The 17,547-nt window shown below is 55.6% G+C and carries 16 protein-coding genes; 15 read left to right on the top strand and 1 reads right to left on the bottom strand.

Going from position 1 to position 17,547, the window contains the following annotated elements; all coding sequences use genetic code 11:
- Window position 1: 1 nt before the first annotated feature.
- From F6V30_RS12605 to F6V30_RS12645, 9 genes are all read left to right on the top strand, one after another.
- On the top strand, window positions 2-1,543 hold the full coding sequence (locus F6V30_RS12605) for a glycosyltransferase (RefSeq protein WP_151157302.1): 1,542 nt from the start codon (window positions 2-4) through the stop codon (window positions 1,541-1,543).
- Window positions 1,540-2,442 carry a glycoside hydrolase family 26 protein gene (locus F6V30_RS12610; protein WP_151157303.1) on the top strand — a complete coding sequence of 301 codons (903 nt, stop codon included), beginning with the start codon at window positions 1,540-1,542 and terminating at the stop codon, window positions 2,440-2,442. The genes F6V30_RS12605 and F6V30_RS12610 overlap by 4 nt, the downstream gene beginning before the upstream one ends.
- A 135-nt stretch (window positions 2,443-2,577) precedes the next feature.
- Complete coding sequence (locus tag F6V30_RS12615) at window positions 2,578-3,165, top strand: acyl carrier protein phosphodiesterase (RefSeq protein WP_151157304.1); 588 nt, start codon at window positions 2,578-2,580, stop codon at window positions 3,163-3,165.
- Between the two features lie 250 nt (window positions 3,166-3,415).
- Window positions 3,416-5,923, top strand: a complete 2,508-nt coding sequence (locus tag F6V30_RS12620) for a bifunctional diguanylate cyclase/phosphodiesterase (RefSeq protein WP_191965682.1) — start codon at window positions 3,416-3,418, stop codon at window positions 5,921-5,923.
- A gap of 101 nt (window positions 5,924-6,024) precedes the next feature.
- Entirely contained in the window at window positions 6,025-7,023 is a 999-nt protein-coding gene (locus tag F6V30_RS12625; protein ID WP_151157306.1) for a D-2-hydroxyacid dehydrogenase, read from the top strand.
- A gap of 21 nt (window positions 7,024-7,044) precedes the next feature.
- Complete coding sequence (locus F6V30_RS12630; RefSeq protein ID WP_151157307.1) at window positions 7,045-8,001, top strand: diguanylate cyclase; 957 nt, start codon at window positions 7,045-7,047, stop codon at window positions 7,999-8,001.
- Window positions 8,002-8,259: 258 nt separating this feature from the next.
- Complete coding sequence (locus tag F6V30_RS12635) at window positions 8,260-8,850, top strand: DUF502 domain-containing protein (protein WP_151157308.1); 591 nt, start codon at window positions 8,260-8,262, stop codon at window positions 8,848-8,850.
- Window positions 8,851-8,881: 31 nt separating this feature from the next.
- Entirely contained in the window at window positions 8,882-10,690 is a 1,809-nt protein-coding gene (recQ, locus tag F6V30_RS12640; protein WP_151157309.1) for a DNA helicase RecQ, read from the top strand.
- Window positions 10,691-10,722: 32 nt separating this feature from the next.
- Window positions 10,723-11,148 carry a thiol-disulfide oxidoreductase DCC family protein gene (locus F6V30_RS12645; protein WP_151157310.1) on the top strand — a complete coding sequence of 142 codons (426 nt, stop codon included), beginning with the start codon at window positions 10,723-10,725 and terminating at the stop codon, window positions 11,146-11,148.
- A 170-nt stretch (window positions 11,149-11,318) separates the two neighbouring features.
- On the opposite strand, the gene F6V30_RS12650 is transcribed toward F6V30_RS12645, so the two are convergent.
- A complete protein-coding gene (locus tag F6V30_RS12650; RefSeq protein ID WP_151157311.1) occupies window positions 11,319-12,725 on the bottom strand; it encodes a DEAD/DEAH box helicase in 1,407 nt (468 codons plus the stop codon).
- Between the two features lie 184 nt (window positions 12,726-12,909).
- Between F6V30_RS12650 and F6V30_RS12655 the strand changes: the two genes are divergently transcribed.
- The 6 genes from F6V30_RS12655 to F6V30_RS12680 all read left to right on the top strand — a co-directional run bounded on the left by F6V30_RS12655 (window position 12,910) and on the right by F6V30_RS12680 (window position 17,442).
- Entirely contained in the window at window positions 12,910-13,878 is a 969-nt protein-coding gene (locus F6V30_RS12655) for a polyprenyl synthetase family protein (RefSeq protein WP_151157548.1), read from the top strand.
- A gap of 43 nt (window positions 13,879-13,921) precedes the next feature.
- Window positions 13,922-14,440 (top strand): TlpA disulfide reductase family protein, encoded by a 519-nt coding sequence (locus tag F6V30_RS12660; protein ID WP_151157312.1) that lies wholly within the window; start codon window positions 13,922-13,924, stop codon window positions 14,438-14,440.
- Between the two features lie 10 nt (window positions 14,441-14,450).
- Window positions 14,451-15,182, top strand: coding sequence for a cytochrome c biogenesis CcdA family protein (locus F6V30_RS12665; protein ID WP_151157313.1), 732 nt, complete (start codon window positions 14,451-14,453; stop codon window positions 15,180-15,182).
- Window positions 15,179-15,610 (top strand): VOC family protein, encoded by a 432-nt coding sequence (locus F6V30_RS12670; protein WP_246163490.1) that lies wholly within the window; start codon window positions 15,179-15,181, stop codon window positions 15,608-15,610. Before F6V30_RS12665 ends, F6V30_RS12670 begins: the two co-directional genes overlap by 4 nt.
- A 203-nt stretch (window positions 15,611-15,813) precedes the next feature.
- Window positions 15,814-16,350: a bifunctional pyr operon transcriptional regulator/uracil phosphoribosyltransferase PyrR gene (gene pyrR, locus F6V30_RS12675; protein WP_149305794.1), complete on the top strand. Its 537-nt coding sequence runs from the start codon at window positions 15,814-15,816 to the stop codon at window positions 16,348-16,350.
- A gap of 159 nt (window positions 16,351-16,509) precedes the next feature.
- Entirely contained in the window at window positions 16,510-17,442 is a 933-nt protein-coding gene (locus F6V30_RS12680; RefSeq protein WP_151157314.1) for an aspartate carbamoyltransferase catalytic subunit, read from the top strand.
- Window positions 17,443-17,547 lie beyond the last annotated feature (105 nt).

Raw genomic sequence — 17,547 nt, forward strand, 5'->3', positions numbered from 1 at the left:
CATGTCCATAAATACAGCCATAAAGAGCTGGCTGGATGATATTCAGGGTAAGAAAAAATATCAACGATACAAAGAACAAGAAACTCGTACCAGAAGGGTCTTGGGGCAAATATTTGCAATTCTCAATATTCCGTGTGCGGTGTTTTATTTCTCTTGGTGTGTTTATAAAGCTAATTGGCAGTATTGGTATACTTTCATACCTTTTATTTTAAGTGAAAGTGTATTCCTTGTTCACTACCTACTCTGGATTAATTTGCTCTGGTACAAACGCCATCACCACCCTGAAGGGGTTATTTCTCAAAAAAAATATTCAGTAGACGTCTTTATTCCTGTTTGCAGAGAGCCGCTTGAAATCGTAAGACGGACGGTTATGGCCGCCTGCACTATTGATTATGAGAACAAGATTGTTTACATCCTCGACGATGGCGAAGACGATAAACTTCTCTCTATGGCCGAGGAATTTTGTATAGGCTATATCCGTCGTCCCACCCATGAAAACCGCAAAGCTGGCAACCTTAATTATGCATTTAGTCGAACCAATGGAGACTTGATCCTTGCTCTTGATGCCGATCAAGTTGCTGAAAGTAATATTTTGAAAAGTATTGTCGGCTATTTTTCAATTCCTCGTATTGCTTTTGTACAGACTGAACAGCGCTTTAACCTACCGAAAAACGATCCATGGGGAAATTCTGACGAGGTTTTCTACAAAGCCATGCAGTCTGGTAAAGATAATGATAATGCTGCCATTTCTTGCGGTAATGGAGTCGTCTATCGTCGAGAAGCATTGATGGAAATTGGAGGGTTTTCAGAGTGGAACTTAGTGGAAGACCTTCACACATCTATGCGTATCCATGCTAAGGGGTGGAAAACTGTATACCATGATACAGCCTTTACTATTGGCCATGCTCCGGAAGATGTTTGCAGCCACCTGAAACAACGATGGCAATGGGCAGTGGATTCGTTGCGACTTTTTTTTTGGGATTCGCCTCTGCGTCACAAAGGGCTCTCTTGGAGGCAAAAAGCTCAGTATCTGCACTTTGGCTACAATTACATCTCTTTCGGCGTTTTTTTACCGATTTTTTTCCTCCTACCTATTTGGTCTCTTTTCACACATAATTTCATGCTTAAGGCGAATTTGTCGGAATACTTTCTTGCCAGATTACCATACTTTATTGTCTATTTGATAGCTAACAAGCTTCTCACGGATGGCCTCAACAACTATAAAGTATTTCAGTGTCAAGCGGGACTTTTTTATGTGTATTTCAGCGCTGTGGTGACTGCTCTTCGCTGTCGCACAAAGCTTCCTGACTACACTGTAACTAGCAAGGTCAAAAAACATTCCCTGTTCACGACAAAGATTTTATCATGTTGGCCTCATATGCTCATTTCCCTGTTTTCACTTATAGCAATAGTATATGGTATTGTGACAATACATAATGATCCCTGGTTTTTAATAGTAAATATTTTTTGGGCGACCTGGACTATCGTTACCCTTAGTAGATTTATCGGTCTTAGCTTGTGGCCCCAAATGTACATGCGATGAAGTTTGGAATTTACCATCTAAATTATAATTTAGATAGAGCTGCTCTTGCTATTCTTGAAAAAAAATATGGAACCGAAATTTCCATCCTTTCTTTTTATAGAGCCTGGAATGATTGCAAGATTGAAGATGACCTGCCTTGGCTGAGTTGGCTTTTGTCTGCGCCAAAAGAAATCCTTTTAACATGGGAACCTTGGTCCATCAATTCTGAATTTGGTGTGCTCGAAAAGCAGCCCCATTTTTCACTTATAAACATTACCGCCGGAGTATTTGATACCTACATTAGGGCATTTGCCTCTACTCTGGCAGCTTGCCCAAAGGCTATTTTACTACGTCCGATGCATGAAATGAATGGCTCTTGGTACCCTTGGGGTGGCACTGTAAATAATAATACACCTGAGGAATTTCTGAAAGCTTGGAACCATATCAGAACACTTTTTTTTGAAGTTGGTGCATCAAATGTTAAATGGGTCTGGTCGCCATATACTTCATCATATCCAGATACTCATGAAAACAGAATCTGTAATTATTTTCCTGGTGATGACCAAATCGATATGATAGCTCTTGACGGCTACAATTGGGGGGCGTCAACTGAATGGAGTAATTGGCATAGTTTCGTTGATTTGTTCAGAGATGGGTATGATATTGTAACTTCTCTTTCAAGAAGACCTGTGATAATTGGCGAAGTCGGGTGTGCAGAGTTAGGCGGAGAAAAGCCAGATTGGATAAGTGATATGTTTTCAATTCTGCCATCACGATTTGAGCGGATAGAAGCGTTAATTTGGTTTGATATTAACAAGGAATGCGATTGGCGTATAGCTTCTTCTGCTTCTTCAATGCGTATTTTCAAGAGCAGATCGCATATGTTTTTTGCCTCGTGCGCAAGTTGTCCTATCAAGTAGACAGTTTATGGTAAGTTGATGTTCCGTCCCAAGTGTTCAGCTGCACCATATCGATTAAAGGCTGATGATGTACTCTTATAGCTTGCCTGAGCGGAGGCTATTTTAATGAAATGGATAAATTGAATTCGGAGTACCATGAACTTCCTCTTCCATCTCTATCTCTCCGACAATGATCCGGACCTGCTGACCGGCAATTTCATGGGCGATTTTGTCAAGGGGAGGGTGGGTGAAAACTACCCTCCCGGTGTGGCGGCTGGGATCATGCTGCACCGTCGTATCGACAGTTTTGCGCAACAGCATATTATCTTTCGTCGGAGCTATGGCCGAATTGCGCCGCAGTACCGGTTATGGCGTGGGGTATTTGTCGATCTGTTTTATGATCACTTCTTATCTGCGGGCTGGAACGAGTGGACGGATGAATCCTTGACGAGTTATCTGGCCCGAGCCAAGAAGATGGTTGAGGCACGGCGGGTATGGCTGCCGGAACGTCTGCAGGGCCTGCTGCCGGTTGTTTTTGATGAGTTGCTTCCCTCCTATTGCGAGATAGACGGCATCGGCCTAGCCCTTGAGCGCATGTCGCGCCGGGTGACGCGAGATAACCCTCTGGCCGGCGGTGAACGGGAACTGAGACGGAACTATGCCGAGTTGCGCGAGGACTTCCGTTGTTTTCTGCCCGCTGTCAGCGAATTCGTTGCGAATTTTGCAGAGCGGGGGCGGCGCTAACATAAACGAAACCCCTTCAATATCCTTCCTTAACCCAACTCCACAGTAATCACTTGTTTTTTTACTTGCAACCCATTGATTTTTAATTATATATAATGACTGAAACTGCGGCACAGTCCAATTGAAACGCTGTGCCGCGTTTTTATGATCATTTTCTTATTCTATCCACTTCGTCTTACCGGGCTCCTCTATGAAGTTGCGCTCCAAATCTTTGCCGATATTGTCTGTGTCTCTGGCTGGGATGTTTCTGTTGCTCTATTTTGTTACCAAGGTGTTCCTGCTCGATAGCTTTGCCAGGATCGAAGTGCGGGAAGCCGCAGAGAACGTGGAACGAGCGGTCAACCTGATCAACGATGAAGCCAATAACCTCAACATAGTCTGTGGTGATTATTCCGCTTGGGATGATGCCTACCGCTACGTGAGGGATGGCAACCATGCTTTTGAAAAATCGAATTTGACCGCCCCCACCTTCGCAAAGCAACGTCTCAACCTGATCATGTATCTCGACAGTGCCGGGGATGTCATCTTCGGCAAGGTCTTTGATCTTGAAAAAGGCCGGTTTACGCCAGTTCCTGCCGGATTTTTTCGCCACATCGCTCCCGGGAACCTGCTGCTGAGCCACTCCACGCCCGACAGCACGGTCAAAGGTGTCATCAACCTGCCGGAAGGCCTGATGATAGTCGCTTCTCGGCCGATACTGACCAGTGAGTACAGGGGGCCCATCCGGGGCACGTTGATCATGGGGCGGTACCTGAATGCGTCGGAGGTTGCCGGTTTGGCAACGATGGCCCGCCTTTCCCTGCGCCTGCTGCCAGGAGGGGCAACGAGCGTCTTGGGCGAGGATGGGGTGATGCTGAACGAGGCCAGCCCACGTACGGTCGTGGCGGACGGATTCCGCTATATTAACGGATATGCCTTGGTAAAGGATATTTACGGCCACAAGGCTTTTATTGTCAAAGTAACCGACCGGCGCACCATCTATGGAAGGGGGATGCGGGCCGTAGGATATTTCTTGCTCTGCTTCTTTGGCTTGGTTCTGGGATTTGCGGTCATCGTGCATTTTTTGCTGAAAAAACTCGCCGTGTCGCAGCAACAGGGTAAGGAGCTTGAGCAGCGCTACAGTCTGGTTATCGAGGGGGCCAACGAGGGGATCCTCATCACGGAGCGGACAACCGGGGCGATCATAGAATCCAACGGTGCGATCCAGAACTATCTGGGATACACCGCTGAAGAGTTGATCGGCCTGTATCTCGGTCAGCTTGCCTTTGGCGATGCCGCCATAACCGATACCCTGATAGAAAGGCTTTTGCAGCAAAAACGGGAGTATCGCCTCCGTCGTAAAGACGGCTCTGCCCTTGATGCTGAATTGAGCGCCGGCCTGATACCCTATGACGGCAGGGAAGCCCTGTGCATTATGGTCAAGGATATCAGAGAGCGAAAACAGTTTGAGGAAACCTTGTTTTTTCAGGCAAATCACGACCTTCTGACCGGCATTCCCAACCGTTATCTTCTCCATGACCGCCTGGAACAGGCCCTGGCGGCGGCACGACGGGAAGGGCATATCGTGGCGGTCCTGCTTTTGGATCTGGACAACTTCAAGATCATCAATGATACCTACGGTCATCCGGTTGGTGATCAACTTCTGAAAAGCGTTGCCAATCGGCTGAAATCCGTTGTCCGGAGCGGCGATACCATCGCCCGGCTCGGCGGCGATGAATTCGTGATTATCCTCACCCGCATCGGCAGGATTGAGGACGTGATCCTGGTGGCGGAACACCTTTTGAAACACTTTTTCAAGCCCTTTGTGGTCAATGACAATGAGTTCTTCGTGTCGCCCAGTATCGGGCTCGCCCTGTACCCCAACGACGACGACAGCGCGGCGGCCCTGCTCACCAAGGCCGACACGGCGATGTATCACGTCAAGGACAAGGGAAGGGCCGGATTCCAGTTCTTTACAACCGAGATGAACACTCGCGTCGTGGACCGTATGGAGCTGGAAGTCGGGCTGAGACGTGCCCTTGAACGGGGAGAATTCGTCATCCATTATCAGCCAAAGGTCGAGTTGGCCACCCGGCGGATACAGGGGATGGAAGCGCTGTTGCGCTGGAATCATCCCGAGCGTGGCTTGATTCCGCCGGATACGTTCATTCCCCTGGCGGAAGAAACCGGTCTGATTATCATGATCGGCGAGTGGGTGTTGCGCACGGTGTGTGAGCAGAGCAGTAAGTGGCAGGCGGCGGGGCTGCCGACGATGAAGATGGCGGTAAATATTTCGGCGCGCCAATTCAAGCAGCAGGACCTGGTGGAGCGAATAGGTGCAATCCTTGCCGAAACCGGTTTTGACCCCGGGCTCCTGGAGCTGGAGCTTACCGAAAGCTATCTCATGAACAATGTCGATGAGGCGGTTGCAAAACTTCACGGGCTCAAGAGTATGGGACTCGGCCTCTCTCTGGACGACTTTGGAACGGGCTATTCGTCTCTGGGCTATCTGAAGCGGTTTCCCATCGATGTCGTGAAGATAGACAAATCCTTTGTGGACGATATTCTTATTAATCCGGATGACGCGATTATTGTGCGGACCATTATCCTTATGGCGCACAACCTCAATATGAAGGTCGTGGCCGAAGGGGTGGAAACCGGGGAACAATTGGATTTTCTTGCTGAGCACGGCTGCGAGATGATCCAGGGATACTACTTCAGCCGGCCCCTGCCTGCCGATGGCTTTGCGGCAATGGTTCGCACGTGGGGTATCGAGTAAAGAGCGCGGCGCTGGCGGGAACCCCTGCCGTGTACCACGTGAGGTTCTCCTGCGTCGGCGTGTCCGAAAATGGCGGTTATTCCAAAAAGGAGTGAATATTCATGTCTGAAACCACCAGGATCGTTATCCTTGACGGCTATACCATCAACCCCGGCGACAATCCCTGGACCCCGGTTGAGAGCCAGGGGATATGTGCCGTTTACGACCGCACCCCGCCTGAACTCACCCTGGAGCGCGCCGCTCAAGCGGAAATAATTCTGACCAGCAAGGTCAAGCTGGATGCAGCCATCCTGAACGCCCTGCCGAGACTCAAATATATTTCGCTTTTGGCCACGGGATACAATAATATCGATGTGGCCGTCGCCGGCCGGCTTGGCATTCCGGTTTCAAATATTCCTGCCTATTCCACCGAATCGGTTGCCCAGACCGCCTTTGCCCTGCTGCTGGAATTGGCCGTGCAGGTGGGGGTTCACAATGCCGCCGTCAGGGCCGGTGAATGGACCCGTTGCCCCGATCATTCCTTCTGGAAGGCGCCGATCGTCGAGTTGGACGGCCTGACGCTGGGGATCGTGGGGTACGGTACGATCGGCCGGGCGGTGGCGCGTATCGGCGCAGCTTTCGGCATGCGGATCATCGCCCACGCCCCCCGCATCCCTCAGGATCCGGGAACGGTCCCGATCCGGTTCGTCGCTCTGGAAGAGCTGTTCTCTACGGCGGATGTCGTAAGTCTCAACTGTCCCCAGACCGGCGACAATGCCGGCTTCGTCAACTCGCGGCTTCTGGGGATGATGAAGTCCAGCGCGTTCCTGATCAATGTGGCGCGGGGAGGGCTGGTGAACGAAGCCGATCTGGCCCAGGCGTTGCAAACCGGCCGGATTGCCGGCGCCGGGCTGGATGTGGTCGCCCATGAGCCGATGCTCGCCGATAACCCGCTCCTCGACGCTCCCAACTGTATCTTTACGCCCCATATAGCATGGGCTTCGCTGGCGGCGCGGCAGCGGCTCATGGGTATTGTTTCCGCCAATGTCGCATCATATCTTGCAGGAGTTCCGGCCAACGTGGTCAATAGCCCGTATCTTGCGCCGGCTGCTGGGCGGTAAAATCCGCCGGGAGATTCGCCAATGGAAGAACCCCAACAAAATCCGCAAAAACCGTTTCCCATCCTTGTCGTGGATGACAACCTTCTGCAAAGAACCATTCTCGAAGCCGGCCTGAAGGCGGCGGGGCATGAGGTGGTCGTTGCCGAAAACGGCAAGGAAGGTCTGGAGATCTTCAGGAAAGGGTATTACCCGATCGTCATGACCGATTGGGTGATGCCCGAAATGAACGGCCTTGAGCTATGCCGGGCCATCCGCGCCGACGATTCCGGCCGCTATACCTATATTATCCTTCTCACCTCCCAGGATTCCAAAAACGACATCATTGCCGGGCTTGAGGCCGGGGCCGACGAATACCTGATCAAACCGGCCCATCAGGCCGAACTGGTTTCCCGCCTGAAAACGGCCAAGCGGGTGTTAGAACTGGAAAGTTCCCAGCAGCGCTACATCGAAGAGATCAAAAACCTCTCCCTCATCGATCCGGTGACCGGAATCTTCAATCGTCGCTACATGGAGGATCATATCCCCCAGGAGATCAAGCGGGCGTATCGTTATGAACGTGCGCTTTCCCTGATATTGGTCAGTATCAATCAGTTCAGGGATGTTCTCGGAGCTTACGGACACTACTCCGGCGATGTGGTGCTCAAAAGTTGCGCCGATTGCCTGGCGGAGTCGATTCGCAAGGACGTGGACTGGCTGGCGCGCTACGGCGAGGACTCGTTCGTGGTGGTGCTGGCGGAAACCGACATGGCCGGAGCGATGATCGTGGCCAAGCGCCTGCGACTCAGGATCGCTTCCCAGGTCATCACGATGTACGACAAAGAGGTGCGGGTAAGCGCCAGTTTCGGCGTGTCCGGTTTTACCGCCAGCCAGCAGAAGACCGGCATGACCGCGGATGTGCTGATTGATAATGCGGATCGTTGTCTCACATCGGCCAGGGAAGAGGGCGGCGAAACGATCAAAGGGGTCAGGATCGGCTGAAATAGTCGGTAGACTGGTGTAACACTTTACATTATATTGCTGAATTACCCGTTTTTGCCGGCTTTTTAGCGATCAACCCGGTGGCGATTTCGTTTTATCCACGCATCGCTGAAGAAACCTCCCGCTCTACCCATGGCCTGTCCCTACCGGCGGGCCGTTTCTATGACTGCTTCATGCTGCATGTCCTGACCGTGCCTCCGCTATTGACTTTATCAAAGCACAAGGTATGCTCGGCACATCATCATCGCGAGGGGTTTCATGAAAGTCATTGTCGATCATTTGAAGGAAAAATTCATCGCCGGCCTGTTCGTGGTGATCCCGGTGGGGATCACGATCTTTATCCTGACCTTCCTGTTCAACTTTGCCGACGGCATCCTGGGCAGCTACCTGGACACCCTGTTCAGTCTCTTTATTCACCACGATCTCCATATACCCGGTCTCGGCATGATTACCGGCGCGGTCGTCATCTACTTTGCCGGCATCTTCGCCACCAATGTTCTGGGAAACCAGTTCCTCAAGCTTGGGGATAACCTGCTGGAGCGCATCCCGCTCGTCAAGTCGATCTACTCGTCCAGCAAACAACTGCTCAAGGTGTTCCGGGAAGGGAAAACCTCCTATCGCCGGGCGGTCTTTGTGGAGTGGCCGCGTCCCGGCGTACGCGCCATCGGATTCGTGACGGCCGAGGTCGTGCGTGACGGGGTGCCGCTGGTGGTGGTCTATGTGCCGACCATGCCCAATCCCACCTCCGGCTTCGCCCTGTTCTTCCGGGAGGATGAGGTCTTCGACAGCGGCATGACCGTGGAGGAAGCCGTGAAATTCGTGGTTTCCGGCGGCATGGTGATCAGCTGATGAGTCGTCCTCCGCAACACCCGGTGGCGCCATGACCACGTCCTTGCAGGAAACCCTGAAGAATATTTTCGGCTACACCTCCTTCAGGCCGCACCAGTTGGAGATTATTTCCGCCATCATCGCCGGCGAGGATGCTTTTGTCCTCATGCCGACCGGCGGCGGCAAGTCCCTCTGCTACCAGGTGCCGGCCCTGCACCGGGCCGGGGTGGGCATTGTGGTTTCGCCGCTCATCTCCCTGATGAAGGACCAGGTGGACGCCCTGACGGCCAACGGCGTCGCTGCCGCGCTCTACAACTCTTCGCTGAAGGAGGCTGAGGCCCGGCAGGTGCTGGCCCGACTCCATGGCGGCCAACTGGACCTGCTGTACGTCTCGCCGGAACGGCTGATGAGCGATGGTTTCCTGGACCGTTTGCAGGGCCTGGACATCGCGCTGTTCGCCATTGACGAGGCTCATTGCGTCTCCCAGTGGGGACATGACTTCCGGCCGGAATACGTGCAACTCGGCCGGCTGCGGGACCTGTTTCCCGGAATCCCGCTGATTGCCCTGACCGCCACCGCCGACCCCCAGACACGCACCGATATCATCGGGCGTTTGGGATTAACGGAGGCGGTTTGTCACGTGGCCGGTTTTGACCGCCCGAACATCCGCTACACGGTGTTGGAAAAACAGAAACCGTTCCAGCAGTTGAGCTCGTTTCTCAAGGGACGTCCCGATGAGGCCGGGATCGTCTATGCCCTTTCCCGCAAACGGGTGGAGGAGTTGGCGGGACGTCTGGCCGAGGCCGGCATCAAGGTTGCCCCCTACCATGCCGGCCTTTCGGACAGGGAGCGGCAGCAGACCCAGGACGCCTTTCAGCGGGACGACCTGCGGGTGGTGGTGGCTACCGTGGCCTTCGGCATGGGGATCGACAAGCCCAATGTGCGTTTTGTGGTGCACTATGACCTGCCGAAGAACATCGAGAGTTACTACCAGGAAACCGGCCGTGCCGGCCGGGATGGACTGCCGGCCGAGGCGCTGCTCCTGTTCGGTTACGGTGATATCGCCATCTCCCGGGCCTTGATCGAAAATGGCGGCAACCCGGACCAAAAACGGATCGAACTGCACAAGTTGAATGCCATGGTCGGCTTTGCCGAGGCGCTGACCTGTCGCCGTCGCGTCCTTTTGGGCTATTTCGGCGAGCATCTGGAGGAGGACTGCGGCAACTGCGATGTCTGCCAGAGTCCGCCGGAACGCTACGATGCCACCGAGGATGCCCAGAAGGCGCTCTCCTGCGTCTACCGGGTCGGACAGCGCTTCGGCATGGGGCATGTCATCGAGGTGCTGCGCGGCTCACGCAGTCAACGCATCCAGAGCCTGGGGCATGATCGGCTCTCCACCTACGGCATCGGCAAGGAGTTGTCCCAGGACGCCTGGGGCGGGCTCATGCGCCAACTGCTGCACCTGGGCTATCTGGAGCAGGATGTGGGCAATTACTCGGTGTTGCATCTGACTGCCCGTTCAAAGCCGGTCCTGCGGGGGGAAGAGCGAGTGGTGCTGGCCCGGCCGCGGGTCAGGGTGGTGGCGGCGAAGAAGGAACCGAAACGGGGCAGGGGCGAATTGGAGTATGACCGGGAGCTTTTCGAGCGGTTGCGTATGCTGCGCAAGCGCCTGGCGGACGAACAGCAGGTGCCCCCCTTCGTTGTGTTCGGGGATGCCACCCTGGTGGAGATGGCCGCCTATCGCCCCGCGGATGACGATGGCCTGGCGCGTATCAGTGGGGTAGGGAAACACAAATTGGCCCGCTACGGGGCGGCATTCCTGCGGGAGATCCGCGGAGAGGCCGATCTCTCCGACAGCTAGTATCCCGTGCCTGACGTGCAGGAGGCAGCCTGGTGAAGAGTGCTCCCCAATTTCCCCTGCGTATTTTCTATGACGGTTCCTGCTCGGTGTGCAGTTCGGCAATGGCCCGCTATCGTGTCAAGGACGGCGGCGGGAAGCTGAACTTCATCGATATCAGCGCTCCGGAATTCGATCCTGTGGCCTATGGCATCCCCCTGGCCGAGTTCATGTATCAGTTGCATGCCATCGACCGGAACAACACGGTCTATCGGGGAACAGACGCCTTCGGGGCTATCTGGCGGGCCTTTCCGGCTTCGACAGGCTACGGTCTTCTCGCAACCGTACTATCGCTGCCCGGTTGTACCGCCATTGCCCGATTGGGCTATCGTCTTTTTGCCCGGATTCGCCGGTTCTTGCCCAAGCAAAACGCTGCCTGCGCCGATGGGAGTTGCAAAATCGGCAGGCACAGGCCTGGGTAGCGGCGCGTCGAGGTCTGGGGGGGATTCGTGATGCTGTTCACCTATCCGGGGGGCAGCATGCACATGGAGAGTTCCCTTAGGTTTTAGCGGGTTGGCGGGTCAAACGAAAAAAGCCCGTTGGAGACGATTCCAACGGGCTTTTGCTCTGCCGTGGCGGGGCGGCCGGGCTGCTACTCTGCCTGGGGAGCGGCAGCACTTCCCGGTTCCGTTTTTTCACCCGGTTTGCGGCGTCTGCGGCGGCGTTTTTTCGCCGGTGCTTCTCCGGCTGCGCCCTCCGTAGCGGCGGCGGGAGAGGGGAGGACTGCCGCAGCCGCCGGTTTCGGTTTTACGCTGCCGCTCCTTCCGGGACGAGCCGTCCGTTCGCCGCCCCGGCCCCGGCTGCCGCCGGTTTTTGCCTCGAGCGGCTTGCGTTTGGGGCGCGGAGTCCGCACGTAGTCGTTGACGAACAGCTCGTCCTCGGCCCACTCCGTGGGGATCTTGTCCTTGATATACTCCTCGATGGCTTCCAGGAAAAAGGCGCCGTCCTCATCGGCCAGGGAGATGGCCTTACCCGTGGAACCGGCCCGCGCGGTGCGGCCGATGCGGTGGACGTAGTCCTCGCAGTCCTGGGGCAGGTCGTAATTGATGACATGGGTAACCCCCTCGATGTGCAGGCCGCGTGAGGCGACATCGGTGGCGATCAGGATCGGGAGCTTGCCCTGCTTGAAATCGTCGAGGATGCGCATGCGTTTGCGCTGTTCCACATCGCCCGAGATGACGCGGCAGGGGAAACCGTTGGCGTTCAGCCTATCGAACAGGTACTCGGCCTCACGCTTGGTATTGATGAAGATCATGGTGCGCTCCATCCCGGTGCGACGGAGCAATCCCAGCAAAAGGGGGAATTTTTCCTTGCGGGAGACGTGGTACAGAACCTGTTCGACCCGCTCGGCGGTCATCTTTTCGGGTGTGACCGAGAGCTTTTGCGGCATGTTCATGAACTCGTAGGCAAGTTCCATGACCCGCAGGCTGAGGGTGGCCGAAAACATCAGGTTCTGGCGTTTGTCGTAGGGGGGGAGCCGCCGCAGGATGAAACGCAGATCGGCGATAAAGCCCATGTCGAACATGCGGTCGGCCTCATCGATTACCAGCATCTCAATCCCTTTGAGGGAATAGACCTTCTGTTTCAGATAATCGATCAACCGGCCCGGGGTGCCGACTATGACGTCGGCCCCTTCGCGCAGGGCGCTCCGCTGTTTCATGTAGTCGACCCCGCCGTAAATCGCCTGGGTGACCAGGCCGCAGTGCCGGCCCAACAGTTGTGCGTCTTCCTCGATCTGGACCACCAGTTCCCGCGTTGGTGCCAGGATCAGGGCCCGCGGCTGGTGCGTACCAGTACCTTTGTTTTCCAAAAGACGGGTAAACAGGGTGATCAGAAAAGCGGCGGTCTTGCCGGTACCGGTCTGGGCCTGGCCGGCCACATCCTTCCCGCTCAGGGTGAGCGGCAGGGTTTGTTCCTGAATAGGGGTACATTCGCTGAAACCGGCGTCCCGGATGCCTTGCCGGACCTCTTCAGGGATTGAAAGCTCGTCGAATCGCATTAGTCTGCTTCCTCATGTTACGCAAAAATATCTGATTGTTGCCAGTTCCATACCATATACCGTGACGTAGCGTCTGGCAATGGAAACATGAAGAATTTGCGCGGTGCGGCGGCCAGAAATGCTTTGACAAACCGTTTTTCATTCCATTACTATGACAAAACTTCACTTCAAGGAAACCACCCAGATGCAGGCCGCCCTGAACATCATTGGAGACGAACTCAAGCTCGTCGAGCAGCAATTTCGCAAAGACCTGGAATCCGACGTACCCCTGATCCGCAAAGTCGGGGAATACGTGCTGTCCAGCGGCGGCAAACGCGTCCGTCCGGCCTTGCTGCTGCTCGCCGCCAAGCTCTGCGGCTATCAGGGGGACAAGGCGGTCCCTCTGGCAAGCGTGATCGAGTTCATCCATACCGCCACACTGCTGCATGACGATGTGGTTGACAGTGCCACCCTGCGCCGGGGCATTGCCTCGGCCAACACCCTGTGGGGTAATGAGGCCTCGGTGCTGGTCGGTGATTTTCTCTTTTCCAAATCCTTTTCCCTGATGGTCGGCGTGGGCAGCTTTGATATCCTGCGGGTGCTCTCCGGCGCCACCACGATCATTGCCGAGGGAGAGGTCCTGCAGCTGCTCTCCACCGGTGAACTCGATCTGACGGAAGAACGTTACATCGGCGTCGTGCGCGCCAAGACCGCCATCCTCATGTCGGCTGCCTGCGAAGCGGGGGCGATCCTGGGGGCTGTTCCGGCTGACCGGCAAAAAGCCATGGCCGATTTCGGCATGGAGTTGGGAATCGCCTTCCAGCTCATGGACGACCTCCTCGATTACACCGCCTCTGAGGAGGAGTTCGGCAAAAGCATCGGCCATGACCTGGAAGAGGGCAAGATCACCCTGCCGCTGATCCACACCCTGCGCCAGTGTACCGCCGAAGAACGCTCCGTTATCGAAGTGGTTGTGGAAAAGGACGAGATGTCGCTGGATGAATTCCGCGAGGTTTCAGGCCTGGTCAAGCAGTACGGCGGCATCGAATATACCGTGGAGGCGGCCAAACGCTACATTGCCGCAAGCCAGGGGCGCCTCGACCTGTTTGCCCCGTCGCCGCTCAGGGACGCCCTGGCGGAGCTTGCCGATTATGTGGTTACCCGAAGCCGCTAAGCCTTTCCCGACTGCCACGTACCGCAAATTTCTGGAGGAATACATGAAACGGTTTCTGTGTCTCGTCGTTCTGGGTGCAGTGGTGGCGCTTACGGCATGTACCAAAAAGGAAACAGCCAAACCCCAAGGGCCGCTCCAGGAAAACAGCCCGGCCCCGGCGATCACGGTAAACGCCCTGGACGGCAAGCCGCTGAACCTTTCGGACCTGAAGGGCAAGGTGGTGGTCCTCAACTTCTGGGCGACCTGGTGCCCCCCCTGCCGCGAGGAGATTCCTTCCATGATGAAGCTCAACAGCGCCATGGCCGGCAAACCGTTTCAAATGGTGGCGGTTTCCATCGACGAGGGGGGGCAACCGGCGATCGAGTCGTTCTTCAAGACCAGCGGATTCAGCCTGCCTGCCTATACCGATCCGGATAACCGCGCTGCCAAGGCATACGGCATAACCGGCGTACCTGAAACCTTTGTCATCGACAAAAATGGCATCCTGTTGAAAAAGGTCATCGGCCCGATGGCGTGGGATTCCCCCGATGTCCTGTCCTATCTGGATGGTTTGACAAAATAGGAGTCTTGCCGTGCATTCCCAGCATGTCACATATGCAGGCGCTTTCATCGCCGGACTGCTTTCGTTTCTCTCCCCCTGCGTCCTGCCGCTGATCCCTTCCTATATCACCTATATCACCGGTCTCTCCTTTGCCGATCTGCAGGCCGAGCATCCGTCTCACATCGTCCGCCGCAAGGCTATGCTGCACGCCCTTGCCTTCATTGCTGCCTTTACCGTGGTATTCGTACTGTTGGGGGCTTCGGCAACCTTTGTCGGTTCGTTCCTCCAGGAGCATATCGGGGTGGTGCGCAAGGTCGGCGGGGTATTGATCGTCCTGTTCGGGATCCATGTAACCGGGCTGGTGCCGCTTCATTTCCTGATGGGCGAGAAGAGGGTGCAGCTTCATCAAAAGCCGGCGGGCTATGTGGGAAGTTTTCTGGTGGGTATCGCCTTTGCCGCCGGATGGACCCCCTGCATCGGTCCGATCCTGGCCTCGATCCTGATGGTGGCCGCCACCGAAGGCAGCATCATGCAGGGAATCATTCTGCTGCTGCTGTATTCCCTGGGGTTGGGTATCCCGTTCTTCCTCTCAGCCCTGGCCATGCATCACTTCATGGCCGTCTTCAACCGGTTCAAAAAGTTTATTCGCGTATTCGAGATCTGTACCGGCCTTTTCCTGGTGCTGGTCGGCGTCCTGATCTATACGAACGGCCTGGCGCGTCTTTCCGGTTATGCCGGCATGCTCTTCAAGGGGATTGAGTGAAGATTCACCGGGCGCGGCACTCCATGCAACTTGCCGTGTCGCAACTATCGGTGACCGAAGCCTTCTATGCCGGCATACTGGAGTTGCCGGTGCAGCGCTCCTTTACCTCCCCGGGCGCCCCGGACTACCTCGTAATGGATATGGACAACATGGCCTTGATCTTCGTGGAAGAGGATGACGTCATAAAGTCCCATCCAATGCTTGAACCCCGCTTCAGCATGTTCCCCCGCGGCATCGGCATGACGCTGCATTTTCGGGTCGACGATATCGAAGGCATCAGCGAGGCCATCATTGAAGAGGGCTTGGAGCTTCTCTACCCCCTTGAAGTCAAGCCCTACGGCATCAAGGAGTTGTGGTGCTTCGACCCGGACGGTTATCTGGTGGTACTGGACGAACCGGTTGAAAAGAGCAAGAGGTCCGGTTCGTAGGGGGGGCGGCCCCGCGATCAATTATCCTTGACCTTGACTACGGAGAGTGGTAGTCTCCCACCACAACATACCCACTACCTTTTAATCCAGCCCGAGAGGTTGGCAAGGGTGACACCGATGACCGAAGCGAATCATATATCGAAGGGTCTTGCCGCATGCGTGGTGAGGCTCTTTTTTTGTGTCTCACGGAAAGGTGGCCGACCATGGCGGACAATCTGACGGTACTGCTGGATGAAAGCGGCATCAAGCGGGCGTTGACCCGCATCTCCCACGAGATCCTGGAGCGAAACAAAGGGGTGCAGGATGTGGTCCTGATCGGCATCCGCTCGGGCGGGGCCTTCCTGGCCGAGGAACTCGCGCAATCCATTGCGATGATTGAAGGTGCAGCGGTTCCGGTGGGGGCGATCGACATCACCCTCTACCGCGACGACATCAAGAGTCATACCTCCCGTCTGCCGGTGGGAAAAACGGAGATCGGCTTTTCGCTGCAGGGGAAAAAGGTCGTCCTGGTGGATGATGTGCTCTTTACCGGCCGCACCATCCGGGCCGCCATGGATGCCCTGATGGATCACGGCAGGCCGGAATGCATCCAGCTGGCGGTGCTGATCGACCGGGGACACCGGGAACTGCCCATCCGGGCCGATTTCGTCGGGCGCAACGTGCCGACCAGTTTGAAGGAAAATGTTCAGGTCATATTCAGCGCACAGAATCAGCCGCTTGAAGTTGTTCTTGAAAAATAGGAGTCTGTTAAAAAAACTCAGGTTGTTCAAAAATGGTCAGATCGTCGCACCCGCTAGACAAGCCCTGCGGAGGCGTAGCAGAGCTACGCCGCACAAAAGGGCTTTCGAGGATGGCGGCGAGATGGCTGTTTTTCAACAACCTCATAGGGGGGAGGGGGCATGGCAGAGTTCAAACACAGAAATATCATTGCACTCAGGGACCTGACCAGGGAAGATATGGAGCTGCTCCTGGCGACGGCCGAAAACATGCGGGAGATCAACAGCCGCGACATCAAGAAGGTCCCCACGTTGCGCGGCAAGACCATCGTCAATCTGTTTTACGAGGCATCGACCCGCACGCGGACTTCCTTTGAAATAGCCGCCAAACGGCTTTCCGCCGATACCGTCAATATCTCCCCTTCCACCAGTTCGGCCACCAAGGGGGAAACCCTGGCGGATACGGCCCTGAACCTCCTGGCCATGAAGCCTGATATCATCGTCATGCGCCATGCGGTTTCCGGCGCCCATTACCACCTGGCCCAAAAGGTGACCTGCTCGGTGGTCAACGCCGGTGACGGCGCCCATGAACATCCTTCACAAGGGCTTTTGGACCTGTTGACCATACGGGACCGGTTCGGCCGGCTGGATGGCCTCAAGGTGGCCATTGTGGGCGACATCACCCATAGCCGGGTGGCCCGCTCCGATATCCAGGGGTTGACCAAGATGGGGTCCCACATCTACCTGGCCGGCCCGCCGACCATGATGCCGCCGGCAGTGGAAAAGCTGGGGAACGTCACGGTGTGCGCCACCATGCGGGAAGCCATCCAGGATGCCGACGTGGTCATAATGCTGCGCATCCAGCAGGAACGCCAGGGCAAGACCTTGATGCCCAATGCTCGGGAATACTCCCGCTACTTCGGGCTCAATCCCGAGAACCTCAAGCTGGCCAAGCCGGGAGCCATGGTCATGCACCCCGGCCCCATCAACCGCGGCGTGGAGATGTCCTCCTACGTGGTGAACGGCAGCCAGTCCCATGTTCTCAAACAGGTGGAGAACGGCGTGGCGGTGAGGATGGCCATGCTCTACCACGTATGCGGCGGGGAGTTGGTGTGATGAAGCGGCCGCTTTTCCGCCAGCTCGGCGTAAGTCTTCGGTACCGTTTGTGCGGCATAGCGCTGCTCATCCTATCCTTCTCCCCGGGGGAGAAGGGATACCGTT

This window comes from Oryzomonas sagensis, assembly GCF_008802355.1.
GTDB lineage: Bacteria > Desulfobacterota > Desulfuromonadia > Geobacterales > Pseudopelobacteraceae > Oryzomonas > Oryzomonas sagensis.

Excerpts from the sequence above, each read along its gene's own strand:
- F6V30_RS12630 (WP_151157307.1), top strand. The coding sequence starts at position 7,045 with ATGGAAGAACCCCAACAAAATCCGCAAAAACCGTTTCCCATCCTTGTC.
- F6V30_RS12650 (WP_151157311.1), bottom strand. The coding sequence starts at position 12,725 with ATGCGATTCGACGAGCTTTCAATCCCTGAAGAGGTCCGGCAAGGCATC.
- F6V30_RS12605 (WP_151157302.1), top strand. The coding sequence starts at position 2 with ATGTCCATAAATACAGCCATAAAGAGCTGGCTGGATGATATTCAGGGT.
- F6V30_RS12660 (WP_151157312.1), top strand. The coding sequence starts at position 13,922 with ATGAAACGGTTTCTGTGTCTCGTCGTTCTGGGTGCAGTGGTGGCGCTT.
- F6V30_RS12680 (WP_151157314.1), top strand. The coding sequence starts at position 16,510 with ATGGCAGAGTTCAAACACAGAAATATCATTGCACTCAGGGACCTGACC.
- F6V30_RS12615 (WP_151157304.1), top strand. The coding sequence starts at position 2,578 with ATGAACTTCCTCTTCCATCTCTATCTCTCCGACAATGATCCGGACCTG.
- F6V30_RS12655 (WP_151157548.1), top strand. The coding sequence starts at position 12,910 with ATGCAGGCCGCCCTGAACATCATTGGAGACGAACTCAAGCTCGTCGAG.
- F6V30_RS12635 (WP_151157308.1), top strand. The coding sequence starts at position 8,260 with ATGAAAGTCATTGTCGATCATTTGAAGGAAAAATTCATCGCCGGCCTG.
- F6V30_RS12625 (WP_151157306.1), top strand. The coding sequence starts at position 6,025 with ATGTCTGAAACCACCAGGATCGTTATCCTTGACGGCTATACCATCAAC.
- pyrR (WP_149305794.1), top strand. The coding sequence starts at position 15,814 with ATGGCGGACAATCTGACGGTACTGCTGGATGAAAGCGGCATCAAGCGG.
- F6V30_RS12610 (WP_151157303.1), top strand. The coding sequence starts at position 1,540 with ATGAAGTTTGGAATTTACCATCTAAATTATAATTTAGATAGAGCTGCT.
- recQ (WP_151157309.1), top strand. The coding sequence starts at position 8,882 with ATGACCACGTCCTTGCAGGAAACCCTGAAGAATATTTTCGGCTACACC.